This is a genomic window from Rhodobacter maritimus (assembly GCF_058747975.1).
The window spans coordinates 2,107,501-2,132,853 of record NZ_CM179095.1 but is presented as its reverse complement, the minus strand read 5'-3'; the positions used below and the strand labels follow the sequence as shown (position 1 = coordinate 2,132,853).

The following is a 25,353-nucleotide window of genomic DNA, read 5'->3' as shown; positions in this document are numbered from 1 at the left end:
GCATGTCACTTGGCTTCATAACGATGGACGAACGCGGCGCGGCCGACCAACTTCTGGCGGCGCTGGTGCAGGATCTGGTGGCGCGTGGCGTGCCCGTGGCGGGGATGGTCGCCCACGATCCCGCCCCGCGTGGCTGCGAAATGTCGCTTGCGCTTTTTCCCGGCGGGCCGGTGGTCGATATCTCGCAGGATCTGGGCGTGGGGGGCGATGCCTGCACGCTTGATCCCGGTGCGCTGGAACAGGCCGTGGCCTGGGTGATGGGCGCGCTGGAACAGGTGCCGCCCGGCACGGTTCTTGTTCTCAGCAAGTTCGGCAAGCAGGAGGCCGCGGGCCGGGGCTGCCGCCCGCTGATCGCCGAGGGGCTGGAGCGCGGGCTGCGCACCCTTGTCTCCGTTCCGCCCGAGACGCGGGCCGAATTTCTGGATTTCGCGGGCGATCTTGCGCGGGAACTGCCGTCCGACCCTTCGGTGTTGCGCGCGTTCCTGACCCATGCGGCCGCCGAAAAGGTCTGAGCGGCCTCCGGCCGGCAAGGGCGTAACGAACTGGCCGATATTCAGCCCGACATGCTAGACTTTGCCGCGAACGCGGTCTATGAGAAGGCGCGTTAGCGCTAACAGGTGGGGTGGGGCATGGTCTCGCGTGTCATTCCGGTCGATCCGTTCGACCTCGTCGTTTTCGGGGCGACGGGCGATCTTGCCCGGCGCAAGATCCTTCCGGGCCTTTACCGGCGCTTTTATGCCGGCCAGTTTCCCCCGACCGCCGCGATCATCGGCGCCGCGCGCAGCGAGATGGACCTGCCTGCCTTTCGCGCGCAGGTGCGCGCCGCGATCGAGGAATTCGTGGGGCCGTCGAAGCGTGACGAGGCCATGATCTCGGCCTTCCTCGACATCGTCGATTATGTGCCCATCGACGCCAAGGGCAGTGCCGGCTGGTCCGATCTCAAGGCGCGGATGGCGCCGGGGCGCGTGCATGCCTTCTATTTCTCGGTCGCGCCCGCGCTTTTCGGTGACTTGGCCGAGCGGCTGCACGCCTACGGGATTGCCGATGAACATGCCCGCATCGTGGTGGAAAAGCCCTTCGGGCGCGATCTGGAAACGGCCCGCGCGCTGAACTCGACCCTGGCCGAGCATTTCGACGAGCATCAGATCTACCGCATCGACCACTATCTTGGAAAAGAGACGGTGCAGAACCTGATGGCGGTGCGCTTTGCCAATATCCTGTTCGAGCCGCTCTGGAATGCGCAATATGTCGATCATGTGCAGATCACCGTGGCCGAAACCGTGGGCGTGGGCGGGCGCGGCAGCTATTATGACAAGTCGGGCGCGATGCGCGACATGGTGCAGAACCACATGATGCAGCTTCTGTGCCTGATTGCGATGGAGCCGCCCTATCACTTCGACCCGGACGCGGTGCGCGACGAAAAGCTCAAGGTGATCCGCGCGCTCGATCCCGTCGATCCGCACGACATCGTGCGCGGCCAGTATCTGGGCCGCCCGGGGCGCGAGGGGGAGCCCTGCGCAAGCTATCTGGAGGATGCCGAAAACCCCGATTCGCGCACCGAAAGCTATGTCGCGCTGAAGGTGCATGTGGCCAACTGGCGCTGGAAGGGCACGCCGTTCTACCTGCGCACGGGCAAACGGCTGCGCGCGCGGGCCTCGGAAATCGCGATCACCTTCCGCGAGCCGCCGCACTCCATCTTCGACGATGCCGAAAGCTGGCGCGAGAACGTGCTGGTGATCCGGCTGCAACCGAACGAGGGCATGAACCTCAAGGTCATGATCAAGGAACCCGGACCGGGGGGTATGCGTCTTGTTCAGGTACCGCTGGACATGTCCTTCGCCGAGGCCCTGGGCGAGGACGGCACCGACATCCCCGACGCTTACGAGCGGTTGATCATGGACGTGATCCGGGGCAACCAGACATTGTTCATGCGCGGCGACGAGGTCGAGGCCGCATGGGCATGGACCGATCCGATCATCTCGGGCTGGGAGGCGCGGGGGGATCGTCCGAAACCCTATGATGCGGGCTCGTCGGGCCCCGAGGATGCGCTGATGCTGATGCACCGTGACGGCCGCCGCTGGCGGGAGATCCGCGAATGAACTTTCAGGAATATCCGGACCGGGATCTGCTGATGCTGGGCCTTGCGAACACCATCGCGGGCGAGCTGGGCACCGCCTTGCGCAATTCCGGCCGCGCCAGCCTGTCGGTGCCCGGCGGCACCACGCCGGGGCCGGTGTTCGATCTGTTGTCCGATGTCGATCTGGACTGGGCGCATGTCTCGGTCTTTCTCAATGACGAACGCTGGGTTCCGGAAAGCGCGCCCCGGTCGAACACGCGGCTCTTGCGCCAAAGGCTTCTGAAGGGCCGCGCGGCCGAGGCGGTGCTGGTCCCGCTTTATGCCGATGCGCCGCGCCCCGAGGACCGGCTGGAGGAGCTTGCCAAGGGCATCGCCCCGCATCTGCCCATCACCGTGCTGCTTCTGGGCATGGGCACCGACATGCATACCGCAAGCCTGTTTCCGGGCGCCGACCGGCTGGAAGATGCGCTTGCCCCCGATGCCCCGGTCCTGATGGCGCTGCGCGACGAGGCCGCGGGCGAGCCGCGCATCACCTTGACCGCCCCGGTCCTGCGCGATGCGATCAATGTCCATGTGCTGATCACCGGGGCCGAAAAACGCGCCGCGATCGAACGGGCCGAGGGCCTGCCGCCCGAACTTGCGCCCATCCGCACCGTCTTGAAGAATGCCACCGTTCACTGGGCCGAATGACATGACCATCTGGGACGATCTGACCCGCCACGCCGAAGCCACCGCCACGCGCCCCATCGCCACCCTGTTCAAGCACGAGGGCCGCGCCGAAGCCTTTAGCGCCGAGGCCTGCGGCTTCCTTTTCGATTATTCCAAGACCGGTATCGACGCCAAGGCGCGCTCGCTCCTGATCCGGCTTGCGGAGAAAAGCGGGGTGGCCGAGCGCCGCGACGCGATGTTCGGCGGCGCCAAGATCAACGAAACCGAGGGCCGCGCGGTGCTTCATACCGCGCTGCGCAACCTTGGGGGCAGCGTCATGGTCGATGGCCATGACGTGATGCCGAAGCTGCGCGAAACCCATGCCCGCATGGCGGCTTTTTCCAAGGATGTGCGCGAAGGGCGCTTCCGGGGGCAGGGCGGCGCGATCACCGATGTGGTGAATATCGGCATCGGCGGATCGGACCTTGGCCCGGCCATGGCGGTTCTGGCGCTTGCGCCCTATCACGACGGCCCGCGCTGCCATTTCGTCTCGAATGTGGACGGGGCGCATGTGCATGACACGCTGGCCGGCCTTGATCCCGAGACCACGCTGATCATCGTCGCCTCGAAGACCTTCAACACGATCGAGACGATGACCAATGCGGAAACCGCGCGCAAATGGATGGCCGCGCGGGTGGCCGATCCGGCCGCGCAATTCGCGGCGCTTTCCTCGGCCACCGAACGCACCACGGCCTATGGCATCGCGCCCGCCCGTGTCTTCGGGTTCGAGGATTGGGTCGGCGGGCGCTACTCGCTCTGGGGGCCGATCGGGCTGTCGCTGATGATCGCGATTGGCCCGGCGACATTCGATCGCTTCCTTGCCGGCGCGGCCGCCATGGACGCGCATTTCCGCGCGGCACCGTTCGAAGAAAACCTGCCCGTCCTGCTCGCCCTTGTCGGCATGTGGCACAACCAGTTCTGCGGCCATGCGACCCGCGCGGTTCTGCCCTATGACCAGCGCCTGGCCCGGCTTCCGGCCTATCTGCAACAGCTCGAGATGGAATCGAACGGCAAGCGCGTCGCGATGGACGGGCAAGAGCTTGCCGTCAATTCCGGCCCCGTCGTCTGGGGGGAACCGGGCACCAACGGCCAGCACGCCTTCTACCAGTTGATCCACCAGGGCACGCGCATCGTGCCCTGCGAATTCCTGCTGGCCGCCGAGGGGCACGAACCCGATCTCGCGCATCAGCACCTCCTGCTGGCCGCCAACTGCCTCGCCCAGTCCGAGGCCCTGATGCGTGGCCGGACCCTCGACGAGGCCCGCGCGCTCTTGTCCGGCAAGGGGCTGAGCGCGGCCGAGCTTGAACGTCAGGCCCGCCACCGCGTCTTCCCCGGATCGCGCCCCTCGACCACGCTTCTTTATCGCAAGCTGACCCCGGAAACCCTGGGCGGCATCATCGCGCTTTACGAACACCGCGTCTTCGTCGAGGGCGTGATCCTTGGGATCAACAGCTTCGATCAATGGGGGGTGGAACTCGGCAAGGAACTGGCCCTCGCCCTCGCCCCGGTGCTTGACGGCAGTGCCGGGGGCACGGGCAAGGATGCCTCGACCCTGCGCCTGGCCGCGCACATCCGCGCGGCGCGGCAGGGCTGACCCCCTTGCAGCTGCGCGCGTGTCGCGCGGGGAAGCCTCCGGCGGGGATATTTTTCTCTGGAGAATGCGGCTTCTTCAGAGCGTAAATATCCCGGGGGTGAATTGGCCGCAGGTCAAGAGGGGGCAGCGCCCCCCTTACCCGGTTTCTCGCGGACGCATCACCAGCCAGATCAACGCGCCACCTGCCAGCACCAAGAAGGGCAGCATGGCCAGATTGACCGCTTGCCAGCCGGCCTCGGGATTTCCGGAGGCCGAGCAGTTCATCAGCCCGCCCGAGGAAAGCGAGGCCAGGAATACCCCGCCGAAGACCAGAAAGTCGTTCAGCCCCTGCACATGGCCGCGTTCCTCGGGGCTGTGGGCCGAGGCGAGCATGGCCGTTGCTCCGATGAACCCGAAGTTCCAGCCGACGCCCAGAAGGACCAGGGCGATATAGAACTGCTCGAGGTCGACCCCGGAAAGCGCCACCGCGCCCGATCCCGCAAGGATCAGAATGCCGGCCCCCACGATGACCTCGCGGCCGAAGCGCGCGATCAGGTGGCCGGTGAAGAACGAGGGCAGATACATCGCAAGCACATGGGCCGAAACGATATCGGCCGCATCGCCTTCGTCGAAGCCACATCCGACCACCGCCAGCGGCGTCGAGGTCATCACGAGATTCATCAACGCGTACGAGACCATTCCGCAGATCATCGCAACCGCGATCACCGGATCCTTCAGAAGCTGCAGACGGGTGCGGCCGGGATGCCGTTCCCCCTTTGCGCGACCGCCGGGCGCGGGAATGTCCAGAAAGGCGAAAAGCAACGGGCCGAGCGCATTGAGCGCGATGATGGCGAGATATGTCGCCAGGAAGGGCACGGCCATCGCCTGGCTTGTCAGCTTGACGAGTTGCGGCCCGATGATCGCCGCCGCGAGTCCGCCGGCCATGACATAGGAAATCGCCTTCGGCTGGAATTCCGGGCTTGCGGTATCGGTTGCGGCAAAGCGGTAGAAGCCCTGCGCCGACATGTAGATGCCTGTTAGGAACGATCCGGCCATGAACAGCGGAAACGAGCCGACATAGAGCGCGCGCGCGGCGATGGCCGCGCCGATCCCGCCGGCAACGGTTGCAAGGATGAACCCCGCCCGCCTTCCGTGGCGGGCCATGAACTCGGACATGGGCTGCGCGCTCAGGACAGAGCCGAGCACGATGAGCGAAAGTGGAAGCGTCGACCAGCAGGGATTCGAGGCCAGCGATTGCCCCGCCAGCCCGCCGACGATGAAAATCATCGACATCTGCGCGCCAAGCAGCGCCTGTGCGGCCACCAGCACCGCGACATTGCGTCTGGCGCGGCTGTTCGGCATCTCTGAGTCGGGCCGGGGTGCGGTGATGTCGGTCATTGCGAACCCCTAGCCCGCGTCGGCGGGGCTGGCAAGCCGTGCGACAATCGGGCAGGGTAGCGCGATGGTGGGACGCATCATTGAAACCGAAGACGACATCGCCGAGGGCGCGCAGTGGCTTGCCGCGCAAGAGCCGCGTTTTGCCCATGCTCTGGACCTGACCGGGCCGCCGCCCCTCCGCCGCCGGTCCGACGGGTTCGAGGCGCTGCGCGATGCGATCGTCGGCCAGCAGGTCTCGGTCGCTGCGGCAAGCGCGATCCGCAATCGTCTGGTCGAGGCGGGGCTGGGCGAGGCCGCGGCCATCGCCACGGCCGGAGACGAGGCACTGCGCGCCTGCGGCCTGTCGCGCCAGAAGATCCGCTACCTGAGCGCGCTTTCGGAAGCCGGGGTCGATTTTGTCGCCTTGCGGGGGATGCCGTCGGAGGCGGTCTTCGAGACGCTCCTGCCGCTGCCGGGGATCGGGCGTTGGACCGTCGAGATGTATCTGATGTTCGCGCTTGGCCGGGCGGATGTGTTCGCGGTCGACGATCTTGCCCTGGCCGAAGCGGCCCGGATGCTGTTCGATCTGCCCGACCGTCCGCGCCCGAAGCCCTTTGCCGCGATGGCCGAGGCCTGGTCGCCCTGGCGCGCGGTTGCGGCCCGGCTGCTCTGGGCTTACTACGCACATGGAAAATCGCGTGAGGGGGTGGGCGTATGACCCGGAAACTTCAGACAGGCCGCAAGGAACCGCGCTCGGGCAAGACCGGATCGGTCGTGGTGTTCCTGCACGGCTATGGCGCGGATGGCGCCGATCTTCTGGGGCTGGCGGACCCGTTGGCGCCGCACCTGCCCGATACGCTGTTCCTCGCCCCCGACGCGCCCGAGCCCTGCGCGGGCAACCCGTTCGGGCGGCAGTGGTTCCCGATCCCCTGGCTGGACGGCTCGAGCGAGGCAGAGGCCGCCGCGGGAATGGCGCAGGCGAGCGCAGACCTGAACGCCTTCCTGGACGATGTGCTGGCCGAAAACGCCATCGCGCCCGGGCACCTTGCTGTGGTGGGATTCTCGCAAGGGACGATGATGGCGCTTCAGGTCATCCCGCGCCGCGCCGTGCCGATCGCCTGCCTCGTCGGCTTTTCGGGGCGGCTTCTGATGCCGGAACGGCTTGCGGCCGAGGCGATCTCGAAGCCGCCGGTGCTGCTTGTGCATGGCGACGAGGACCCGATGGTTCCGTTCGCGGATATGGGGCTTGCGGGCGACGCGCTGGTCAGCGCGGGGTTCGAAACCTACGCCCATGTGATGAAAGGCACCGGCCACGGCATCGCCCCCGACGGCCTTTCCGTCGCGCTCGCCTTCCTGAAAGAGAACCTGCCGGCCTGATCCGTCACATCCCTGTCACGGGAGGGCGATACACGAACCTTGGTGGCAGCACCGCACATTACGGGGCTTGCCAGAGGCGGAACGCCATATATAGTCTTTACGTGTGGAATGGGGCGGTCTCCCCGCCCCGGGCCATGAAACAGGGCTGACAGGGCGAGGACAGAGTCACGCATGCTTGACCAAGCCAGAACACCAGATTTCAGATCGCAATTCGTGCGCGAGCCTGCGGCCCTGCGCCAGTATCCGGCGCTTGTGCTCAACGCCGATTTTCGCCCGCTCTCCTATTACCCCCTGTCGCTCTGGCCCTGGCAAGAGGCGATCAAGGCGGTGTTCCTCGAAAGGGTCACGATCATCGCGGAATATGACGCGGTGGTGCGCAGCCAGAGGGAGAGCATGAAAATCCCCTCCGTCGTCGTCCTCAAGGAATTCATAAAACCTCAGAAGCGCGTGGCCTTCACGCGCTTCAATCTTTTTCTGCGCGATGAATTCTGCTGCCAGTATTGCGGATCGAAGGGTGATCTGACCTTCGATCATGTGCTTCCCCGTTCGCGTGGCGGGATCACCAGCTGGGAAAACGTGGTTGCGGCCTGCTCTCCGTGCAACCTGAGAAAGGCGAACAAGTCGCTGCGCCAGTCCGGACTGCACCTCAAGCGCCCGCCACACCGCCCGACACCGGAAGAGATGCATTCCATCGGGCGCCGCTTCCCACCCGGGCATCTTCACAAAAGCTGGCTCGACTTTCTTTACTGGGATGCCGAGCTGGAAGCCTGACCCGGTCGCCCGTGGCATGCGGCGGAACGCTCCGCGGGGGATATTTTTCTCTGGAGAATGCGGCTTCTTCAGAGCCCCAAATATCCCCGCCGGAGGCTTCCGCAGTCTGGGTCAAAGCGCCGCGAGGGCATGTGTGAGATCGCCATAACCCGTAAAGCGCCGCTCGTAGCGCAGCCCGAGGCGTTCGGCCGCTTCGCGCGCGAGGGCATCGAGCGCGGGATCATCGGTCTGCGCCTGATAGATCAGCCGGTCGTAATTGCCGAAATACATGTCGCGCAGTTCCGGGTGCCGGTCGAGCCCCATCGGGCGCCAGACGAAGGCGTCGAACTGGCGCACGAGGAAGTCGGTCAGGTAGAAGGCGGTGAATTCCTCGTCGGCCTTCGCGGCGAAGGCATCGAGCCCTTCGTAGAAGGCATAGCAATGCGCGCCGGGCACCATTTCCACGCCAAGCGCGTCGCAGCGTTCGCGCAGAAGGCCTCCGGTGCCGCAATCCGCATAGACCACGAAAATCTCGTCGTAATCGGCGCGGTGCTTGTTGACCGCGGCTTCGACGGCGTCGGGGATGCGGTCGGGGTAAAGGTGCAGGTTCGCGGGCAGGCAGGTCAGTTCGAGATGTGTCCAGCCATTCGCGGCCTTCAAGGCCAGGATCTCGCGGGCAAGCGCGCCGCAGGCGATCAGCAGCACGCGCCCCGGGGACGGGGCCGGTGCGGCTGTCGTGTTATCGGATGATGTCTCCATCCCAGGCCTCTCGATCGCTTCGGGACGTTCTGCCGGGGCCGTGGTTCAGTGCACCCGGGTCATCAGTCTTGCTATGCCCGCACCGGCAAGCACCACGAGCGCGAGCATCGGCAGCGGCACGCCCGCCACCGTGGCGGCCCAAACGGTCATTGCGCCCAGCACGATCACGATGGCCACGAGCGCCAGGAAATGAGGCAAAGGCATGGTACCCTCCGTTCCTTTTCAATATGGGCGTTGTTTGCCAAAAGGAAAAGGCCCTGATCGCGCGACCGGGGCCTTTCGATCGTCTTGCGCAGGCCTGGGCGGATCAGCCGGCCGCACCAAGCTGGTTGTGCTTGCGCGAAATGAACTGCTTTGCCGTTTCCACCGCGACGGCGGCATCGCGGCAATAGGCATCCGCGCCGATCGCGCGGCCGAATTCCTCGTTCAGGGGGGCGCCGCCGACCAGCACGATGTAATCCTCGCGCATGCCCTTTTCCTTCAGCGCGTCGATGACGACCTTCATGTAGGGCATGGTGGTGGTGAGCAGGGCGGACATGCCGATGATGTCGGCCTCTTCGCGCACGGCGGCCTCCAGATAGTTCTCGGCCGGGTTGTTGATGCCGAGATCGACGACCTCGAAGCCCGCGCCTTCCATCATCATCGCCACGAGGTTCTTGCCGATGTCGTGGATGTCGCCCTTGACGGTGCCGATCACCATCTTGCCCATGCGCGGTGCGCCGGTTTCCACCAGAAGCGGCTTCAGGATCGCCATCCCGCCCTTCATCGCGCCCGCCGCCAGCAGCACTTCGGGAACGAACAGGATCCCGTCGCGGAAATCCGCGCCGACGATGGTCATGCCCGCGACCAGCGCCTTGGTCAGGATGTCATAGGGGGTCCAGCCGCGTTCCAGCAGGATGCGCACGCCCTCTTCGATCTCTTCCTTGAGACCGTCATAGAGGTCGTCATGCATTTGCAGCACGAGTTCCTCGTCATTCAGTTCCGAAAGGATGATCTCTTCTTCGTCGGCCATCTCGTGCTGTCTCCTGAACGATCCGCTGTTTTCTAGATGCGGCCAAAGGCCGTTGCATACTTGGCGAATTGCGACATGCGCCCCTTCGGTTCCGACAGGGGCGGTGCAAATCCTCTGGCAAATGTTCATGAAATGTTCTAGTTTGGTCGAATGCGCCTGTCCCCGACCGATCCCAGCCTGCGCCTGAAGGCGCGCGGTTCCGCGGCCAATCCAGTGGGCCGGTTCGAGCCGTATGAGCGGGTCAGGGTCGATGACGGCTGGGACATCCCCGAGGAAGAGCGGGTGCTGCGCACCGAGGTCGCGCTGGAGAATCCGCGCTCGGTCATCATGCGCAACAGCTCTCCGGATGTGCCGTTCGACCGGTCGCTGAATCCCTATCGGGGGTGCGAACACGGGTGCATCTACTGCTTTGCCCGGCCGTCGCACGGTTATCTGGGCCTGTCGGCGGGGTTGGATTTCGAAACCCGCCTGATCGCGCGGCCGAATGCGCCCCTGCGCCTGGCGGAAGAACTGCGGCGCAAGGGCTATCGCGTGGCCCCGCTGGCGATCGGCACCAGCACCGATCCCTATCAGCCGCTGGAGGCGAAGATGGGGATCATGCGGGCGCTGCTGGAGGTACTGTCCGGGTTTCAGCACCCGGTGGCGATTGTCACGCGTGGGGCAACGATTCTGCGCGATCTTGATATATTGTCGGATATGGCGAAACGCAGCCTGGTGCATGTCGGGGTCAGCGTGACCACGCTTGATGCCGGCCTTGCCCGCGCGATGGAGCCGCGCGCGCCCGCGCCCGAAATCCGGTTGCGGATGATCGCGCGGCTTTCGGCGGCCGGGGTGCCGACGCGGGTCATGGCCGCGCCGATGATTCCCGCGCTGACCGATCACGAACTGGAGGCGATCCTGTCCCGCGCGGCCGAGGCGGGGGCGCAGGCGGCCGCGATGATCCTTTTGCGGCTGCCCCATGAAGTTGCGCCGCTGTTCGCCGACTGGCTGGAGCGCCATCGTCCGGGGCGTGCCGCGCATGTCCTTGCGCGGCTGGCCGAGATGCGGGGCGGGCGGCTGAACGATCCGCGCTTCGGCAGCCGGATGACGGGGCAGGGGATGACGGCCGACCTGCTGGCGCAGCGCTTCGCGCTTGCCGTCCGGCGGCTGGGGCTGGGGCGCCGGATGCCCGCGCTCGATTGCACGCGCTTTGCCCCGCCGCCCCGTCCCGGCGATCAGCTAAGCCTGTTCTGATCCGTCGCGCCCGCTCAGCCGCGCCGCCGTCCGCGCCTTTCGCGCGTGGCCGCGGGCTCGTCCCCCGTGCCGTCGGAGGCCGAGGAGAACCCGCCCATCTTCTGCGAGATCTCTTCGAGCGTGGGGCGGGGGCCGCGCGGGCGCGCCTCAAGGGCCGCGCGCATGGCGCGCAGGTGTTCGGGCATCGTGCCGCAGCAGCCGCCGATGATCGTGGCGCCGGCATCGCGCGCCAGCACCGCATATTCGGCCATCAGCTCGGGCGTGCCGTCGTAATGGATGTGGCCGTCGTGATATTTCGGAATCCCGGCATTGCCCTTGGCGATGACCGGGCGTTCGGTGCCGCTGGCCGCGAAGCCCAGCACCGTGCGCAGCAGATCCGAGGCCCCCACGCCGCAATTCGCCCCGAAGGCCAGCGGCGGGTTGGGCAGCTTGTCAACCAGCGCGGCCAGCTGCGCCGAGGTCACGCCCATCATCGTGCGGCCTGCGGTATCGAAGCTCATGGTGCCGCACCAGGGCATGCCGGCCAGCCGTGCGGCCTCGGCCGCGGCCTTGAATTCCTCGGGGGCGGAGATCGTCTCGACCCAGAGCACATCCGCGCCGCCCTCTTTCAGCCCCTGGGCCTGTTCGTGGAACATCTCGACCGCCAGCTCATGCGTCAGCGTGCCCATCGGTGCGAAGATGTCGCCGGTGGGGCCCATGGAGCCGGCCACCACCACCGGGCGGCCGGCCGCATCGGCCACCTCGCGCCCGAGGCTTGCCGCAAGGCGGTTCAGTTCGCGCACGCGATCCTGGGCGTTGTGCAGCTTCAGCCGGCTGGCATTGCCACCGAAGGAGTTGGTGAGGAAGATGTCCGATCCCGCCTCGACCGCGCCGCGATAGAGCGCGCGGATATTGTCGGGCTTGTCGACATTCCACAATTCGGGTGGCTCGCCCGAGGCGAGGCCCATGTTGAACAGGTTGGTCCCCGTCGCGCCATCGGCCATCAGCCAGTCGCGCGTCTGAAGAAGGCGGCTCAGTGCATCGGTCATCGTCTCTGTGCCTTTCGTGATCGAGGGGGGGCGAGGCTGCGCGTGCTCTGCCACGGATGGGGGAAATTGGCAAATCCTCGAAGCGGCATTCCGCTTCGGAATGGGGGGATTTCACGAAAAGGCCCCGCCACGCGCAGCGCGACGGGGCCGGATGTTCTGCTCCGGGCGCGTCAGACGGAGAATCAGCTTTCCTTCATCACCTGCTCTTTGGCGACGGCCAACAGCTCGACCATCTTGGTGCGGATCGTCGTTTCGTCGGCACGCCCGCCAAGATCGCCCGCGACCTTGCGGTAGACATCCTCGTCCCCGGCTTCCTCGAAATCGGCGGTCACGACTTCCTTGGCATAGGCTTCGGCGTCGGCGCCGCTCTTGCCCAGAAGCTCTGCCGCCCAAAGCCCGAGAAGCTTGTTGCGGCGCGCTTCCGCCTTGAACTGCAGTTCCGCGTCATGGACGAACTTGTTCTCGAAGGCGTTTTCGCGATCGTCGAAGGTGGTCATCGGGCCCCCCGTGAAAGGTTGTGTTCCCACTCCATATGCCCTTAGAGGGCGCGCGCTGCAAGGGCCGCGATGCCCGATCCGCGCCGCGGCGGCGCTAGGCAGGGGCGCTGGGCGGCAAATCTGCGTGCCGGGACGGGCGGCGACCTCCCTGAGCCTTGCGGGAACAGGGCGCTTGCCCTATAGGGGCCGAAAGGGTCGGGTTTCGGCCCGCCCTCAACCGTTTCACGCGCCTGCCAGCGGGCGCGGGACACCCGTTACCGAACGGAGATTGCATGGCACCCCGGCGCAAGAAGATCTACGAAGGCAAGGCGAAGATCCTTTACGAAGGCCCCGAGCCGGGCACGCTTGTCCAGTATTTCAAGGACGACGCGACCGCCTTCAACGCGCAGAAGAAGGCCACGATCGACGGCAAGGGCGTGCTGAACAATCGCTTGTCCGAGTTCTTCATGAACGGGCTGACCAATATCGGCGTGCCGAACCACTTCATCCGCCGCCTGAACATGCGCGAGCAGCTGATCCGCCAGGTCGAGATCGTGCCGCTCGAGGTGATCGTGCGCAACTTCGCCGCAGGCTCGATCGCCAAGCGCCTGGGGCTGGAGGAAGGCACCGCGCTGCCGCGGCCCATCGTGGAATACAGCTACAAGAACGACGAGCTGGGCGATCCGCTGGTGCCCGAGGAATACATCATCGCCTTCGGCTGGGCGAGCCAGCAGGATATTGACGACATCGTGGCGCTTGCGCTTCGGGTGAACGACTTCCTGTCGGGGGTGTTCTTCGGGGTCGGGATCAAGCTGGTCGACTTCAAGATCGAGATCGGGCGGATCTGGGACGGCGATTTCATGCGGCTGATCGTGGCCGACGAGATCAGCCCGGATTCGTGCCGCCTGTGGGATGTCAAGACCGGCCAGAAGCTGGACAAGGACGTGTTCCGCCGCGATCTGGGCAACCTGACCGATGCCTATTCCGAGGTGGCGCGCCGCCTGGGCGTGCTGCCCGCCGCCGCCACCAATATCAAGCCGACGCTGATCAACTGAAAGGGACCTCCGCGATGAAGGCGCGCGTTCATGTCATGCTGAAGGATGGAGTTCTGGACCCGCAGGGAGAGGCCGTGCGCCATGCCCTTGGAACGCTTGGGTTCGCGGGCGTCGAGGGCGTGCGCCAGGGCAAGGTGATCGACCTTGATCTGGCCGCCACGGACCGGGCCGCGGCCGAGGCCGAAGTGCGCGCGATGTGCGAGAAGCTTCTGGCCAATACCGTGATCGAGAAATACGCGATCGAGATTGCCTGAGGGCGAGGCCCGGGGGCGCTGCCCCCGGACCCCCGGGATATTTGCGCGAAGATGAAACAGCCAGGGGCCGTTGACCGATGAAAGCCGCCGTCATCACCTTTCCGGGGTCGAATTGCGACCGAGATCTTGCCCGCGGGTTCGAGCTGGCGGGGGCCGAGGTGGTCCGCGTCTGGCACAAGGAGACCGCCTTGCCCGAGGGCGTGGACATCGTGGGCGTGCCGGGAGGCTTTTCCTACGGGGATTACCTGCGCTGCGGCGCGATTGCGGCGCAAAGCCCGGTGGGGCGTGCGATCACCGATTTCGCGGGGCGGGGCGGCTATGTTCTGGGCGTGTGCAACGGGTTCCAGATCCTGACCGAGATGGGGCTTTTGCCGGGCGCGCTGATGCGCAATGCCTCGCTGAAATATATCTGCAAGCCGGTCACGCTGCGCGTGGAAACGACCGAGAGCGCCTATACCGGCGGGTATCGGAAGGGCCAGGAGGTGGTCTATCCGATCGCGCATCACGACGGGAATTACACCATTGACGCCGAAGGGCTGCGCCGGCTGGAGGGCGAGGATCGGGTGGCGTTCCGCTATGCGGAGCCGGTCAACGGATCGGTTGCCGATATTGCGGGCATTCTGAGCGGAAACCGCCGGGTTCTGGGCATGATGCCCCATCCCGAGCGCGCGGTGGAGCTTGCGCAAGGAGGCGCCGACGGGTCGGCGCTATTCCGCGCGTTGGCCGGGATCATGGCGCGCGCCTGATTGCTTTGGCTTGTTGCACATCCGGGCTTGGCCTAAATTCGGGCCATGCCGCGCGGATCGACCAGCACTGACCTGACTAGCATGGATGATGCTGTCCTGCGCGCGCGGCGCAGGGCCTGGATCCTGCGCGGGGCGGTGTCGGGAATACTCGTGCTTGCGGTGGTGGTGACCTGGATCACCAATGCCTGGCTGACCGAGCGGTTCACCGAGACGACGCGGGTGCGCGCCGAGTTGCGGCTGGCGCTTTATACCGGCAATATCATGAGCGAGTTGCAGCGCACCGGGGTGGTGCCGCTGTTGCTGGCGCGCGATCCGGCGCTGATCCGGGCGCTGGAGTCGGGAGATTTCTCGACCACCTCGGCGGTGCTGATCGCGGCGCGCAAGGATATTGCTGCGGCCTCGATCCGGCTTCTGGATGCGACGGGGCGCACGGTGGCGGCCACCAACCGCAACCAGATCGGCACCTCGTTCGCCAACGCGCCCTTCTTCGTGGAGGCGCAGAGATCGCGCGAGACGGTGTTCACCGCCGGTTCCCGCGACACCGGCGGGACCGAGTTCATCTATTCGCGCACGCTTTTGTCCGAGGGGCGGCCGATCGGGGTGATCGCGGTCGAGGCGGAGCTGTCCAAGTTCGAGCGTGCTTGGGCGGGGATTTCCGACGCGGTGGCCGTGGTGGACAGCGAGGGCGTGATCATCCTGACGACCGAGCCGCGCTGGCGCGGTGTCACGGTGGAAGAGGCGCTTGCCGTCCGCTCGGCGCCCAATGCGATCCGGCGCGCCTTGCAGGCCACGGCGGACTGGGCGAACGAGCCGCCCGATGCCTATCTGCGCGGCACGGCCGTGATGCGCACCGAATCGCGCATTCCGTTCCGCGGCTGGCGCATGATCTCGTTCACCTCCTACGATTCCGTGCGCGAGCGCGTGAACGCGGTGCTGGCGCTGGAGATCATGGGTTTTGCGATTTTCCTGGCGGTTGCCTTCTATCTTCTGTCGCGCCGGGCGCGGGTGCAAAGCGCGGCCTATCGGCGCGAGTCGGTGGAGTTGCGCGCGCTCAATGCGCGGCTCTCGCGCGAGATTGCCGAGCGCGAGCGGGTGCAGAAGGACCTGGCGGTGGCGGAACAGACGTTGGCGCAATCCTCCAAGCTGGCCGCCCTGGGCGAGATGTCGGCCGCGGTGAGCCATGAGCTGAACCAGCCGCTGGCCGCGATGAAGACCTATCTGGCGGGCGCGCGGCTTTTGTTGCAGCGCGGGCGGGCCGAGGAGGCGCTGTCCTCGTTCCAGCGCATCGACGATCTGATCGAGCGCATGGGGGCGATCACGCGGCAGCTCAAGTCCTATGCGAGGAAAGGCGGCGAAGCCTTTGAACCCGTTGATCTTCGTGCTGCCATCAGCTCGGCGCTTGCGATGATGGAGCCGCAGCTGAAATCGCGCACGGTGCGTATTTCGCGGACCCTGGCGCGGGGGCCGGTCATGGTGATGGCGGACCGGATCCGTCTCGAACAAGTGATCATCAATCTGTTGCGCAATGCGCTGGATGCGACGAAGGGGGTGGCCGAGCCGCAGATCGAGTTGATGTTGACAGCCGGCGAGACCGCAGTGCTGAGCGTGCGCGACAACGGCCCCGGTATCTCGGAGCTGGAAAAACTGTTCGAGCCGTTCTGGACGACGAAAAAACCCGGAGAGGGGACGGGACTGGGGCTTGCCATTTCCTCCTCGATCGTGAGTGATTTCGGAGGGCGCCTGACGGCGCATAACGCGGCCGGGGGCGGAGCCGTCTTCGAAGTGCAGTTGCCGCTTCATGCGGATAGCGTCGAGGGGAACACGCCCCGGAAAAATGGAATACGTGCAGCGGAGTAAGAATATGGCGCGCATGATGAAGGTGGCGATCGTCGACGACGAGGAAGACATGCGCCAGTCGGTCAGCCAGTGGCTGGCCCTGTCGGGGTTCGACCCCGAAAGCTATGCCAGTGCGGAAGAGGCGCTGAAGGTGATCGGCGCGGACTGGCCCGGCGTGGTGATCTCCGACATCCGCATGCCCGGCATGGACGGGATGGCCTTTCTCAAGCGCCTCATGAGCCTTGACAGCGGGCTGCCGGTCATCATGATCACCGGCCACGGCGATGTGCCGATGGCGGTCGAGGCGATGCGCCTTGGCGCGATGGATTTTCTGGAAAAGCCCTTCAACCCCGACCGCATGACCGAACTGGCCAAGCGCGCCACGCAGATGCGCCGCATGACACTGGACAACCGCGCGCTGCGTCGTGACCTGGCCGAGGGCGCGCAGGTGATGGGCAAGCTGATCGGCACCTCGGCTCCGATGGAGCGGCTGCGCGAGGATATCCTCGATCTGGGGCAGGCGGATGGCCATGTGCTGATCGACGGGGAAACCGGCACCGGCAAGACGCTGGTGGCGCATGCGCTGCATGCCGTGGGGCCGCGCGCAAGCAAGAAGTTCGTGCCCGTCAGTTGCGCGGCCTATTCCGAGGACGTGCTGTCGGCCAAGCTGTTCGGCCCGCTGGAAGAGGGCGGCGCGCTGCCGCTGGTGGAAGAGACGCGCGGCGGCACGCTGTGCCTTGAGGATGTGGAAGCCCTGAGCCAGAGCCTTCAGGCGCGGCTTCTGACCTTCATCAACGATCAGGGCAGCCCCGCGGAAATCCGCATCATCGCCATCTGCAACAATCATGGCGAGGGCCGCACGGTCGAGGACGCGCTGCGCCCCGATCTCTATTTCCGGCTGGCCGCGCTGAAGATCACCCTGCCGCCGCTGCGTCAGAGGGGCGAGGATATCCTGACGCTGTTCAACCGTATGGCCGAGCAGTTCGCCGAGGAATACGGCTGCGATGCGCCCGAGGTCTCTGCCCAGGAGGCCGCGCAGCTGTTGCAGGCGCCCTGGCCGGGCAATGTGCGCCAGCTGATCAACGTGGCCGAGCGCGCGGTGCTTCAGAACCGCCGCGGAACGGGCTCGATCGCGTCGCTTCTGATGGCCGACAACGAAGAGGCCGGCCCCGCGATGACGACTGAGGGCAAGCCGCTCAAGGAATATGTCGAGAGCTTCGAGAAGATGCTGATCGACAACACGATGCGCCGCCACAAGGGGGCGATCTCGGCGGTGATGGAAGAGCTGTGCCTGCCGCGCCGCACGCTCAACGAGAAGATGGCGAAATACGGGTTGCAGCGCCAGGACTACATCTGAGGGCGCTGCCCCGTATTTTTGTGTCCCGGTGCGAAGGGGCAGGGGGCGGGTCGCTGCGGCCTGCGCGGCAGGGCATGCGACAGATTGACGAAAAAGCGATTGTATTTGCCGGGCACCGGCGGCTATTGTCGCCCAATGTCGGCGTGATCGCGCAATCTGCTTCATCACGCCCCATGAGTTTCGCTGATTGCGAACCGGTCAGGCCTTCGGGTGGGGACGGGTTCGGATCATCCGATTGGCCATCTGGCCGTAAGTTTGCCCGCAAGGCCTTGATGTCTTGGGGTTTTAGGATGGGCGTCACCGGGGTTCCGGGCGCTTGGGAAAGTAACGCGATGCAGCGCAAACAGCGTGAACAGGTGATGACGGGCGGGCCTACGGCGCGCGCCGCCGCCTTGCTCGGGCCTGCGTTCGGCGTCGCCTCAACGGATCAGCATGTCACGCGACGCGGCGCCCCACCGGGGTTGCCGCGCCGAAGGGCATGTGAGAATTGGATACATGGCAAAGAAAATGCTTATCGATGCCACGCACGCGGAAGAAACCCGCGTTGTGGTGGTAGACGGCAACAAGGTCGAGGAGTTCGACTTTGAAACCATCAACAAACGGCAACTGGCCGGGAACATCTATCTGGCAAAAGTGACGCGGGTGGAGCCTTCGCTCCAGGCCGCTTTTGTCGATTACGGCGGCAATCGCCACGGCTTCCTCGCCTTCGCCGAGATTCACCCGGACTATTACCAGATCCCGGTGGCCGATCGTCAGGCCCTGCTTGAGGAAGAGCGGCTGGCGGCCGAGGCCGAGGAGGCCGAGGAAAAGCCGCGCAATTCGCGCCGCCGCTCGTCCCGCTCGCGCTCGCGCGCTGAGAAGGCCACGGATACGGATGCCGTCCTGCGCAGCGACGACATTCCCGGCATGGCCGTGGTCGACCCGGAGGGCAGCGCCGAGGGCGCACCCGAGGCCGAGGCCGACACCGCGGTGGACACCCTCGTCGAGGCGGTGACCGAGGAACCGGCCACCGAAGAGCCCGCAACCGAAGAGCCCAACGGTGCCGACGAGGTCGAGCCCTATGTCGCCGCCGATCACGCCGCCGAAACCGATGACGACATCGAGTCGGTCGCGGATGAGGACGTGGCCGAGGAAATCAGCGCCCCGCGCAAGCCGCGTCCGCGCCGCTACAAGATCCAGGAAGTGATCAAGGTGCGCCAGATCATGCTGGTGCAGGTCGTCAAGGAAGAGCGCGGCAACAAGGGCGCGGCCCTGACCACCTATCTGTCGCTTGCGGGCCGCTATTGCGTGCTCATGCCCAACACGGCGCGCGGCGGCGGGATCAGCCGCAAGATCACCAACGCGGCCGACCGCAAGAAGCTGAAGGAAATCGCGGGCGAGATGGAGGTGCCGCAGGGCGCGGGCCTGATCATCCGCACCGCCGGCAGCCAACGCACGCGGACCGAGATCCGGCGCGACTATGAATACCTGATGCGCCTGTGGGAACAGATCCGCGAACTGACGATGAAATCCATCGCACCCGCGCCGATCTACGAAGAGGGCGACCTGATCAAGCGTTCGATCCGCGACCTTTACAGCAAGGACATCGACGAGGTTCTGGTCGAGGGCGAGCGCGGCTATCGCGCGGCCAAGGACTTCATGAAGATGATCATGCCGTCCCACGCCAAGAACGTGAAACATTACCACGAACAGCTTCCGCTTTTCGCCCGTTTCCAGGTGGAAAGCTATCTGGGCGCGATGTTCAATCCGGTGGTGCAGCTCAAGTCGGGCGGCTACATCGTGATCGGCGTGACCGAGGCGCTGGTGGCGATCGACGTGAACTCGGGCCGGGCCACGAAAGAAGGCTCGATCGAGGAAACCGCGCTCAAGACCAATCTGGAGGCCGCCGACGAGGTGGCGCGCCAGCTGCGCCTGCGCGACCTTGCCGGCCTGATCGTGATCGACTTCATCGATATGGAAGAGCGCAAGAACAACGCCGCCGTCGAGAAGCGCCTGAAAGAGAAGCTGAAGACCGACCGCGCGCGCATCCAGGTGGGCCGCATCTCGGGCTTTGGCCTTCTGGAGATGAGCCGTCAGCGCCTGCGCCCCGGCATGATCGAATCGACCACCCAGCCATGCCCGCATTGCCACGGCACGGGGCTGATCCGCTCGGATGACAGCCTTGCGCTCCAGGTGCTGCGCGCGATCGAGGAAGAGGGTACGCGCAAACGCTCGCGCGAGGTTCTGGTGAAGGCGCCGGTGGCGGTTGCCAACTACCTGATGAACGCCAAGCGCGAACATATCGCGGGGATCGAGGCGCGCTACGGCATGTCCGTGCGCCTCGAGGCGGATCCGTCCCTGATCAGCCCGGATTTCTCGATCGAGAAGTTCAAGACCGCGACCCGTGTCGTGCCCGAGGTCAGTCAGGCGGTCTCGGTCAGCGCCAGCCTGATGGCCGAGATCGACGACGAGGAGGATCTGGTCGAAGAGGCCGAAGAGGTGCTCGACGCCGCGCCGGACAGTCCCGAAGGGGCGTCGGACGAAGAGGGGCCGAAGAAGAAGAAGCGCCGCCGCCGCCGCAAGAAGAAGCCGAACGGAGAGGCCGGCGCACAGCAGGCCGATGCGGCCGCGCAGGAGGACGGCGACGAGAGCGCTCCGGCAGAGGCCCCCGAAGCCACGGAGGCGCCCGTCGAGGCCGCCGATGTCGCGCCCGAGGCAGAGGCCGAACCGGTGAAGCCCAAGCGCACCCGTTCGCGCGCGAAGAAGCCCGCGGCGCCGAAATCTGACGCTGAAACTGGGGCCGAACCGGAGGTGGCGGCCGAAGCGGAAGCGGCGCCCAAGCCCAAGCCGCGCGCGCGTGCCCGCAAGGCCGCGCCGGCCGAAACGCCGGAAGACGCCGTGGCTGCCGACGCAGCCGAGGCCAAGCCGAAGAAACCGGCCAGCCGCACGCGCAGCCGCAAGGCCGCCGCGAAGCCGCAAGAGGATGTGCCCTCCGAAAGCCCGGCCGAGGTTCCTGACCCGGCGCCGGCCGAGGCACCGGCCGCTCCGCCCTCCGAAAGCCCCGCGGCTCCGCCCGCGGAGGTGCCGGTGGCGCCGCCCGCCGAGGCCCCGCCCGAAGCGCCGCCGGAACTGGCCGCACCCGCCGGGGCAGGATCATCGGCCACGGCCGAGGCGGCCGAAAAGCCCAGGCGCAAGGGCTGGTGGTCCCTGAGCCGCTGATCGGAATGCAGATGACCGCCGGGCCTTGCCCGGCGGTTCGCGTTCAGCCGCGCCGGATCAGATAGCGTTTCACCGCGCCGTCATCCGTCGCCGAGATCAGCTCGTGCCCGCCCTGCGCGCAGAAATGCGGAACGTCGATCCACGAGGCCCCGTCGGTCGCCAGAAGCCGCACGACCGCGCCCTCGGCAAGCGGCTCGAGCGCCTTGCGCAGGCGCAGGACGGGCAGCGGGCACAGCAAGTCCCGTGCGTCGATCTCGGCGGCAATCTCCATATGCGCGCCCTAATCCGGTGCGGCCGATTTGTCCACCGGGCAAGGCATGCACGCCGATGTGACATCACGCCCGGTGACGCCGCCCTCCGGATCGGCTAAGGGTGCGGCATGTTCGGAATTGATGTCATCGACGCCTCTTTCCTGCCCGCCGCCTTCGTGGCGCTTTCCGCGGGCCTGTTGTCGTTCCTGAGCCCTTGCGTGCTGCCCATCGTTCCGCCCTATCTGGCCTATATGGGCGGGGTGTCGGTGTCCGATATGTCCGGCCAGACCGAGGCGCGGCGGCGGGTGCTGCTGGCGGCGGTCTTCTTCGTCCTCGGCCTTTCGACGGTCTTCCTGCTGCTGGGGTTCGGCGCGTCGGCCATGGGGCGCGCCTTGCTGCAATATCAGGATGTGCTGACGAAGGTCGCCGGTGTCCTGATCATGATCTTCGGCGCGCATTTCATCGGCGTCTACCGGATCGGCTTCATGGACCGCGAGGCGCGGCTGGAGACTGGCGATACCGGTGGCTCGGTGTTCGGAGCCTATGTCCTCGGGCTGGCCTTCGCCTTCGGCTGGACTCCCTGCCTTGGCCCCATCCTGGGGGCGATTCTCGGCATCGCGGCCAGCGGCGGCGATCTTGGCCGCGGCACAGGACTTCTGGCCTCCTACGCGCTCGGGCTTGGCCTGCCGTTCCTGCTTGTCGCCGCCTTCTTCCCGCGCCTGAAAGGGCTGATGGACTGGATGAAGCGCCATATGGGGCGTATCGAGCGGATCTCCGGCCTGCTGCTCTGGACCGTCGGCCTCATGATGCTGACGAACCAGTTCTCCGCGCTTGCGTTCTGGTTGCTCGAAACCTTCCCGGCACTTGCGGCGCTTGGCTGACGGGAAGGGGGCGCATTTCATCTTCGCTGAAATATCCCGGGGGTCCGGGGGCAGAGCCCCCGGCGCCAGCCTATTCGGCCCAATCGGGCGCACGTTTTTCAATGAAGGCAGATATCCCTTCGGCGGTGTCGCGCCACATCATGTTCTCGACCATGACGGAGGCGGTGTGCGCATAGGCCGCTGCAAGATCCAGCGACATCTGATCGTAAAAGGCGCGTTTGCCGATCTTGACGGCCGCGCCCAGCTTGCCGGCGACGGTCTGGGCGAGCCGTGCGGTTTCCGCATCCAGAGTGTCATGGGGGACCACGCGATTGACCAGGCCAACCTCGTGCGCGCGGTGGGCGTCGATGAATTCGCCCGTGGTCAGCATCTCGAACGCGACCTTGCGCGGCACGTTGCGTGACAGCGCCACCATCGGGGTTGAACAGAACAGGCCGATATTGACGCCGTTCACACCGAAGCGCGTTCCCTCGGCCGCGACGGCCATGTCGCAGCTTGCCACGAGCTGGCAGCCCGCCGCGGTCGCGATGCCATGCACCTCGGCAATCACGGGCTGGGGCAGGGCGGGGATCATCTGCATCAGCCTTGCGCAGCGGGCGAAGAGGTCGGCGAAATAAGCCTTGCCGCCATCTTCGGCCTGTCGCCCGGCCTGCATCTCCTTCAGGTCGTGGCCCGCGCAGAACGCCTTGCCGGCGCCCTTGAGGACCACCACCCTGATCGTCTGATCCTGCGCCAGCTTTTCGAAATGCGCGCCAAGGGCGGCGATCATCGCGTCGGACAATGCGTTCAGGCTTGAGGGGGCATTCATCGTTAGATGCGCCACCTTGCCGTGAACCTCTTGCAAAACCAGATCGTTCATCTTGCCATTCCTCCCGTTTGCCGAAAGTCTAGGCGGGCGAAGGGTGGGAGGAAAGATGGAACCCGTCATGGACAAGCAGGCGCTAGGAGTTTTCCTGGCGCGGGAATTTCCGCAGGTTGCGCAGGATTTCGAGATCGACGCCCTGAGCGCGGAGGCGATCATCGTGCGCCTGAAGGTATCCGAACGGCATCTGCGTCCGGGGGGAACCGTGTCCGGCCCGAATATCTTCGCGCTTGCCGATGTGGCGGTCTATCTGGCGATTCTGTCGCGGATCGGTCCCGTGGGGCTTTCGGTAACGACCTCGGGCCATGTGGACTTCATGCGCAAGCCCGAGACGGGGCGTGACCTGATCGGCACGGCGCGCCTGCTGAAACTGGGGCGCGTGCTTGCGGTGGGCGATGTCCTGGTTCATTCGGAGGGGCAGGCCGAGCCCGTCGCGCGGGCCTCGATGACCTATTCCATCCCGCCCAAGCGCTGAATTTTATGGGGTATTTTGATACCTATTTTGCAAGGCATTGATTTTGCTTTGGTAAATCAGGGTAAACGTGCTTGATTTCCGCGTGAAAATCCCTGACAAGCCCGCATCCGAATTCAGCAACCCTAACAAGGGCCTCACGTCGATGAAAACTTACACTGCAAAACCGGCGGAGATCGAGAAGAAGTGGATCCTGATCGACGCCGAGGGCGTCGTTCTGGGCCGCCTCGCCACGATCGTCGCCATGCGCCTGCGCGGCAAGCACAAGCCGACCTTCACCCCCCATATGGACATGGGCGACAATGTCATCATCATCAACGCCGACAAGGTGCAGATGACCGGTGCCAAGCGCGACGACAAGAAATACTACTGGCATACCGGGCACCCGGGCGGCATCAAGCACCGCACCGCGCGCCAGATCCTCGAAGGCGCCCATCCCGAGCGCGTCGTGATCAAGGCCGTCGAGCGCATGATCTCGCGCAACCGTCTTGGCCGTCAGCAGATGTCGAACCTGCGCGTCTACGCGGGTGCCGAGCATCCGCACGAGGCGCAGCAGCCCGAAGTCCTCGACGTCAAGTCGATGAACCCGAAGAACACCCGGAGCGCATGAGATGGCCGAAGAACTCAAATCCCTTGACGATCTGAAGTCGGTCGTTGCCGGCACCCCGGCCGCCGTGGCCGAGGCCCCGGTGCGCGAAGCTCAGCGCGACGCGCTTGGCCGCGCCTATGCCACCGGCAAGCGCAAGGACGCGGTCGCCCGCGTCTGGATCAAGCCGGGCTCCGGCAAGGTCACCGTGAATGGCAAGGAAATGGCAAACTATTTCGCGCGCCCCGTGCTGCAGATGATTCTGCGCCAACCCTTCCAGGTGGCCGGTGTCGAAGGCCAGTTCGACGTCTACGCGACGGTTGCCGGTGGCGGTCTGTCGGGTCAGGCGGGCGCGGTGAAGCACGGCATCTCGAAGGCGCTGCAGCTTTACGAACCCTCGCTGCGTGGCGCGCTGAAAGCGGCCGGCTTCCTGACCCGCGACAGCCGCGTGGTCGAGCGGAAGAAATACGGCAAGGCCAAAGCCCGCCGTTCGTTCCAGTTCTCGAAGCGCTGATCTGCACGAAAATTCAGGAAAACGCGGCTCTTCGGGGCCGCGTTTTTCTTTGCCTGACGCCGCGCATCGGGTTCGCGGCGGAGCCTCCGGCGGGGATATTTGGGCGAAGCTGAAAGCTGGTTTCATCTTCGCATAAATATCCACGGCGCGACGGTGACCGGACTGGCCTGCCCTTGGGTATGTGCGGTGCGAAGCGTTGGCAAGGGCTGTCCCGTGGGGTAAGCACGGGGGGAAACAGCGATAAGGCCTCCCATGTCCGTCTCCATGCTCTCCACCTTCATCAAGCCGATGCACCGCGAGGGGCGCAAGTTCGTGGCGATTGCTGCGGCGATCACGCTGGTGCTGTTCCTCATCTGCTCCCCTCTGGGCTGGATCGGGGCCGGGCTTACGGTCTGGGTCTATTACTTCTTCCGCGACCCGGAGCGGGTGACGCCGGTGCGGGCGGGGCTGATGGTTTCGCCGGCCGATGGGGTGGTGTCCCTGCTGGAGCCGGCGGTGCCGCCGGAGGAGCTTGGGCTGGGCGATGCGCCGATGACGCGGATCTCGGTCTTCATGTCGGTCTTCAACTGTCATGTGAACCGTATTCCGATGGAGGGGCGGATCACGGCGGTCGCCTATCGGCCCGGCAAGTTTCTCAACGCCTCTCTCGACAAGGCCAGCGTGGACAACGAACGTAACGGCCTTGCCGTCGAGCTGGAGGATGGCCGGCGGTATGGTGTTGTGCAGATTGCGGGGCTGGTGGCGCGGCGTATCCTGTGCGAGGTGAAGCAGGGGCAGTATATGCGAACGGGCGAGCGGTTCGGGCTGATCCGTTTCGGCTCGCGTCTCGATATCTATCTGCCCGAGGGCGTGGCGCCTCTGGTTGCGATCGGGCAGACGATGGTTGCGGGGGAAACCGTGCTGGCGGATTTCGCGTCAGACGAGCCGGCGCGCATGGGTGGAATCAGGTAGGGGCAGGGCGGGACACATGG

General features: G+C 65.8%; 28 protein-coding genes (1 of these 28 only partly in view). 20 read left to right on the top strand and 8 right to left on the bottom strand.

All coding sequences use genetic code 11. The features are described 5' to 3' along the window. Positions 1–2: 2 nt before the first annotated feature. From AC4PTO_RS10965 to pgi, 4 genes are all read left to right on the top strand, one after another. The gene (locus AC4PTO_RS10965) at positions 3–512 is read left to right on the top strand and encodes a DUF2478 domain-containing protein (protein ID WP_492728390.1); all 510 of its coding nucleotides are present in this window, start codon (positions 3–5) and stop codon (positions 510–512) included. 117 nt (positions 513–629) lie between these two features. Then, positions 630–2,099, top strand: coding sequence for a glucose-6-phosphate dehydrogenase (gene zwf / locus AC4PTO_RS10960; protein ID WP_492728389.1), 1,470 nt, complete (start codon positions 630–632; stop codon positions 2,097–2,099). Beyond that, positions 2,096–2,767, top strand: coding sequence for a 6-phosphogluconolactonase (gene pgl, locus AC4PTO_RS10955; RefSeq protein WP_492728388.1), 672 nt, complete (start codon positions 2,096–2,098; stop codon positions 2,765–2,767). Before zwf ends, pgl begins: the two co-directional genes overlap by 4 nt. Before the next feature lies 1 nt (position 2,768). Further along, entirely contained in the window at positions 2,769–4,379 is a 1,611-nt protein-coding gene (gene pgi, locus AC4PTO_RS10950; RefSeq protein WP_492728387.1) for a glucose-6-phosphate isomerase, read from the top strand. A 135-nt stretch (positions 4,380–4,514) separates the two neighbouring features. Here the strand turns inward: pgi and AC4PTO_RS10945 are convergent, their stop codons facing one another. Further along, on the bottom strand, positions 4,515–5,756 hold the full coding sequence (locus AC4PTO_RS10945) for an MFS transporter (protein WP_492728386.1): 1,242 nt from the start codon (positions 5,754–5,756) through the stop codon (positions 4,515–4,517). 64 nt (positions 5,757–5,820) lie between these two features. Between AC4PTO_RS10945 and AC4PTO_RS10940 the strand changes: the two genes are divergently transcribed. The 3 genes from AC4PTO_RS10940 (at position 5,821) to AC4PTO_RS10930 (ending at position 7,883) form a co-directional block, all read left to right on the top strand. Next, on the top strand, positions 5,821–6,453 hold the full coding sequence (locus tag AC4PTO_RS10940) for a DNA-3-methyladenine glycosylase family protein (protein ID WP_492728385.1): 633 nt from the start codon (positions 5,821–5,823) through the stop codon (positions 6,451–6,453). Beyond that, positions 6,450–7,112 carry an alpha/beta hydrolase gene (locus AC4PTO_RS10935; protein WP_492728384.1) on the top strand — a complete coding sequence of 221 codons (663 nt, stop codon included), beginning with the start codon at positions 6,450–6,452 and terminating at the stop codon, positions 7,110–7,112. The genes AC4PTO_RS10940 and AC4PTO_RS10935 overlap by 4 nt, the downstream gene beginning before the upstream one ends. Positions 7,113–7,283: 171 nt before the next feature. Then, positions 7,284–7,883, top strand: coding sequence for an HNH endonuclease (locus AC4PTO_RS10930; RefSeq protein ID WP_492728383.1), 600 nt, complete (start codon positions 7,284–7,286; stop codon positions 7,881–7,883). Between the two features lie 111 nt (positions 7,884–7,994). Here AC4PTO_RS10930 and AC4PTO_RS10925 read toward each other — a convergent pair whose 3' ends face one another. The 3 genes from AC4PTO_RS10925 to AC4PTO_RS10915 form a co-directional block, all read right to left on the bottom strand. Then, positions 7,995–8,621, bottom strand: a complete 627-nt coding sequence (locus tag AC4PTO_RS10925; protein ID WP_492728382.1) for a DUF1638 domain-containing protein — start codon at positions 8,619–8,621, stop codon at positions 7,995–7,997. A 45-nt stretch (positions 8,622–8,666) separates the two neighbouring features. After that, positions 8,667–8,825 (bottom strand): hypothetical protein, encoded by a 159-nt coding sequence (locus AC4PTO_RS10920; RefSeq protein WP_492728381.1) that lies wholly within the window; start codon positions 8,823–8,825, stop codon positions 8,667–8,669. 103 nt (positions 8,826–8,928) lie between these two features. After that, positions 8,929–9,633, bottom strand: a complete 705-nt coding sequence (locus tag AC4PTO_RS10915; RefSeq protein WP_492728380.1) for a corrinoid protein — start codon at positions 9,631–9,633, stop codon at positions 8,929–8,931. Between the two features lie 150 nt (positions 9,634–9,783). Here AC4PTO_RS10915 and AC4PTO_RS10910 point away from each other — a divergent pair, with 150 nt between their 5' ends. After that, the gene (locus tag AC4PTO_RS10910) at positions 9,784–10,866 is read left to right on the top strand and encodes a PA0069 family radical SAM protein (protein WP_492728379.1); all 1,083 of its coding nucleotides are present in this window, start codon (positions 9,784–9,786) and stop codon (positions 10,864–10,866) included. Positions 10,867–10,880: 14 nt separating this feature from the next. On the opposite strand, the gene bmt is transcribed toward AC4PTO_RS10910, so the two are convergent. After that, a complete protein-coding gene (gene bmt / locus AC4PTO_RS10905; protein ID WP_492728378.1) occupies positions 10,881–11,894 on the bottom strand; it encodes a betaine--homocysteine S-methyltransferase in 1,014 nt (337 codons plus the stop codon). A gap of 182 nt (positions 11,895–12,076) precedes the next feature. Continuing rightward, complete coding sequence (locus AC4PTO_RS10900) at positions 12,077–12,391, bottom strand: DUF1476 domain-containing protein (protein ID WP_492728377.1); 315 nt, start codon at positions 12,389–12,391, stop codon at positions 12,077–12,079. A gap of 272 nt (positions 12,392–12,663) precedes the next feature. On the opposite strand from AC4PTO_RS10900, the gene purC reads away from it, so the two are divergent. From purC to AC4PTO_RS10870, 6 genes are all read left to right on the top strand, one after another. Further along, complete coding sequence (gene purC / locus AC4PTO_RS10895; RefSeq protein WP_492728376.1) at positions 12,664–13,425, top strand: phosphoribosylaminoimidazolesuccinocarboxamide synthase; 762 nt, start codon at positions 12,664–12,666, stop codon at positions 13,423–13,425. 14 nt (positions 13,426–13,439) lie between these two features. Next, positions 13,440–13,679: a phosphoribosylformylglycinamidine synthase subunit PurS gene (gene purS, locus AC4PTO_RS10890; RefSeq protein WP_492728375.1), complete on the top strand. Its 240-nt coding sequence runs from the start codon at positions 13,440–13,442 to the stop codon at positions 13,677–13,679. A 77-nt stretch (positions 13,680–13,756) separates the two neighbouring features. After that, positions 13,757–14,425: a phosphoribosylformylglycinamidine synthase subunit PurQ gene (purQ, locus tag AC4PTO_RS10885; protein WP_492728374.1), complete on the top strand. Its 669-nt coding sequence runs from the start codon at positions 13,757–13,759 to the stop codon at positions 14,423–14,425. Between the two features lie 81 nt (positions 14,426–14,506). Then, positions 14,507–16,282 (top strand): sensor histidine kinase, encoded by a 1,776-nt coding sequence (locus AC4PTO_RS10880; protein WP_492728373.1) that lies wholly within the window; start codon positions 14,507–14,509, stop codon positions 16,280–16,282. Positions 16,283–16,286: 4 nt separating this feature from the next. Next, positions 16,287–17,618, top strand: a complete 1,332-nt coding sequence (locus tag AC4PTO_RS10875; protein WP_492728372.1) for a sigma-54-dependent transcriptional regulator — start codon at positions 16,287–16,289, stop codon at positions 17,616–17,618. A 495-nt stretch (positions 17,619–18,113) separates the two neighbouring features. Further along, positions 18,114–20,816, top strand: a complete 2,703-nt coding sequence (locus tag AC4PTO_RS10870) for an Rne/Rng family ribonuclease (RefSeq protein ID WP_492728371.1) — start codon at positions 18,114–18,116, stop codon at positions 20,814–20,816. 43 nt (positions 20,817–20,859) lie between these two features. Here the strand turns inward: AC4PTO_RS10870 and AC4PTO_RS10865 are convergent, their stop codons facing one another. Continuing rightward, positions 20,860–21,087, bottom strand: a complete 228-nt coding sequence (locus AC4PTO_RS10865) for a sulfurtransferase TusA family protein (protein WP_492728370.1) — start codon at positions 21,085–21,087, stop codon at positions 20,860–20,862. A 108-nt stretch (positions 21,088–21,195) separates the two neighbouring features. Between AC4PTO_RS10865 and AC4PTO_RS10860 the strand changes: the two genes are divergently transcribed. Then, a complete protein-coding gene (locus AC4PTO_RS10860; protein ID WP_492728369.1) occupies positions 21,196–21,948 on the top strand; it encodes a cytochrome c biogenesis CcdA family protein in 753 nt (250 codons plus the stop codon). Between the two features lie 70 nt (positions 21,949–22,018). On the opposite strand, the gene AC4PTO_RS10855 is transcribed toward AC4PTO_RS10860, so the two are convergent. Beyond that, positions 22,019–22,807 (bottom strand): enoyl-CoA hydratase, encoded by a 789-nt coding sequence (locus AC4PTO_RS10855; RefSeq protein WP_492728368.1) that lies wholly within the window; start codon positions 22,805–22,807, stop codon positions 22,019–22,021. Positions 22,808–22,862: 55 nt separating this feature from the next. On the opposite strand from AC4PTO_RS10855, the gene AC4PTO_RS10850 reads away from it, so the two are divergent. The 5 genes from AC4PTO_RS10850 to pssA form a co-directional block, all read left to right on the top strand. Next, on the top strand, positions 22,863–23,285 hold the full coding sequence (locus AC4PTO_RS10850) for a PaaI family thioesterase (protein ID WP_492728367.1): 423 nt from the start codon (positions 22,863–22,865) through the stop codon (positions 23,283–23,285). Between the two features lie 142 nt (positions 23,286–23,427). Further along, the gene (gene rplM, locus AC4PTO_RS10845) at positions 23,428–23,892 is read left to right on the top strand and encodes a 50S ribosomal protein L13 (protein WP_492728366.1); all 465 of its coding nucleotides are present in this window, start codon (positions 23,428–23,430) and stop codon (positions 23,890–23,892) included. Position 23,893: 1 nt separating this feature from the next. Then, entirely contained in the window at positions 23,894–24,382 is a 489-nt protein-coding gene (rpsI, locus tag AC4PTO_RS10840) for a 30S ribosomal protein S9 (protein ID WP_492728365.1), read from the top strand. A gap of 252 nt (positions 24,383–24,634) precedes the next feature. Further along, positions 24,635–25,333, top strand: a complete 699-nt coding sequence (locus tag AC4PTO_RS10835; RefSeq protein ID WP_492728364.1) for a phosphatidylserine decarboxylase — start codon at positions 24,635–24,637, stop codon at positions 25,331–25,333. Positions 25,334–25,349: 16 nt separating this feature from the next. Continuing rightward, a protein-coding gene (gene pssA, locus AC4PTO_RS10830; RefSeq protein WP_492728362.1) for a CDP-diacylglycerol--serine O-phosphatidyltransferase crosses the window boundary here: on the top strand, positions 25,350–25,353 show its 5' end (the start). It continues 728 nt past the right edge of the window; the window shows 4 of its 732 coding nt (coding positions 1–4); the start codon lies at positions 25,350–25,352; its stop codon lies beyond the right edge, outside the window.

Coding starts and splice junctions, on each gene's coding strand:
- AC4PTO_RS10870 (WP_492728371.1), top strand. CDS start 18,114: ATGGCAAAGAAAATGCTTATCGATGCCACGCACGCGGAAGAAACCCGC.
- AC4PTO_RS10880 (WP_492728373.1), top strand. CDS start 14,507: ATGGATGATGCTGTCCTGCGCGCGCGGCGCAGGGCCTGGATCCTGCGC.
- AC4PTO_RS10935 (WP_492728384.1), top strand. CDS start 6,450: ATGACCCGGAAACTTCAGACAGGCCGCAAGGAACCGCGCTCGGGCAAG.
- AC4PTO_RS10945 (WP_492728386.1), bottom strand. CDS start 5,756: ATGACCGACATCACCGCACCCCGGCCCGACTCAGAGATGCCGAACAGC.
- AC4PTO_RS10855 (WP_492728368.1), bottom strand. CDS start 22,807: ATGAACGATCTGGTTTTGCAAGAGGTTCACGGCAAGGTGGCGCATCTA.
- AC4PTO_RS10940 (WP_492728385.1), top strand. CDS start 5,821: ATGGTGGGACGCATCATTGAAACCGAAGACGACATCGCCGAGGGCGCG.
- AC4PTO_RS10875 (WP_492728372.1), top strand. CDS start 16,287: ATGGCGCGCATGATGAAGGTGGCGATCGTCGACGACGAGGAAGACATG.
- AC4PTO_RS10900 (WP_492728377.1), bottom strand. CDS start 12,391: ATGACCACCTTCGACGATCGCGAAAACGCCTTCGAGAACAAGTTCGTC.
- purQ (WP_492728374.1), top strand. CDS start 13,757: ATGAAAGCCGCCGTCATCACCTTTCCGGGGTCGAATTGCGACCGAGAT.
- AC4PTO_RS10925 (WP_492728382.1), bottom strand. CDS start 8,621: ATGGAGACATCATCCGATAACACGACAGCCGCACCGGCCCCGTCCCCG.
- rplM (WP_492728366.1), top strand. CDS start 23,428: ATGAAAACTTACACTGCAAAACCGGCGGAGATCGAGAAGAAGTGGATC.
- bmt (WP_492728378.1), bottom strand. CDS start 11,894: ATGACCGATGCACTGAGCCGCCTTCTTCAGACGCGCGACTGGCTGATG.
- purS (WP_492728375.1), top strand. CDS start 13,440: ATGAAGGCGCGCGTTCATGTCATGCTGAAGGATGGAGTTCTGGACCCG.
- AC4PTO_RS10835 (WP_492728364.1), top strand. CDS start 24,635: ATGTCCGTCTCCATGCTCTCCACCTTCATCAAGCCGATGCACCGCGAG.
- AC4PTO_RS10930 (WP_492728383.1), top strand. CDS start 7,284: ATGCTTGACCAAGCCAGAACACCAGATTTCAGATCGCAATTCGTGCGC.
- pgl (WP_492728388.1), top strand. CDS start 2,096: ATGAACTTTCAGGAATATCCGGACCGGGATCTGCTGATGCTGGGCCTT.
- AC4PTO_RS10850 (WP_492728367.1), top strand. CDS start 22,863: ATGGAACCCGTCATGGACAAGCAGGCGCTAGGAGTTTTCCTGGCGCGG.
- zwf (WP_492728389.1), top strand. CDS start 630: ATGGTCTCGCGTGTCATTCCGGTCGATCCGTTCGACCTCGTCGTTTTC.
- AC4PTO_RS10920 (WP_492728381.1), bottom strand. CDS start 8,825: ATGCCTTTGCCTCATTTCCTGGCGCTCGTGGCCATCGTGATCGTGCTG.
- AC4PTO_RS10860 (WP_492728369.1), top strand. CDS start 21,196: ATGTTCGGAATTGATGTCATCGACGCCTCTTTCCTGCCCGCCGCCTTC.
- pgi (WP_492728387.1), top strand. CDS start 2,769: ATGACCATCTGGGACGATCTGACCCGCCACGCCGAAGCCACCGCCACG.
- AC4PTO_RS10865 (WP_492728370.1), bottom strand. CDS start 21,087: ATGGAGATTGCCGCCGAGATCGACGCACGGGACTTGCTGTGCCCGCTG.
- AC4PTO_RS10915 (WP_492728380.1), bottom strand. CDS start 9,633: ATGGCCGACGAAGAAGAGATCATCCTTTCGGAACTGAATGACGAGGAA.
- AC4PTO_RS10965 (WP_492728390.1), top strand. CDS start 3: ATGTCACTTGGCTTCATAACGATGGACGAACGCGGCGCGGCCGACCAA.
- rpsI (WP_492728365.1), top strand. CDS start 23,894: ATGGCCGAAGAACTCAAATCCCTTGACGATCTGAAGTCGGTCGTTGCC.
- AC4PTO_RS10910 (WP_492728379.1), top strand. CDS start 9,784: ATGCGCCTGTCCCCGACCGATCCCAGCCTGCGCCTGAAGGCGCGCGGT.
- purC (WP_492728376.1), top strand. CDS start 12,664: ATGGCACCCCGGCGCAAGAAGATCTACGAAGGCAAGGCGAAGATCCTT.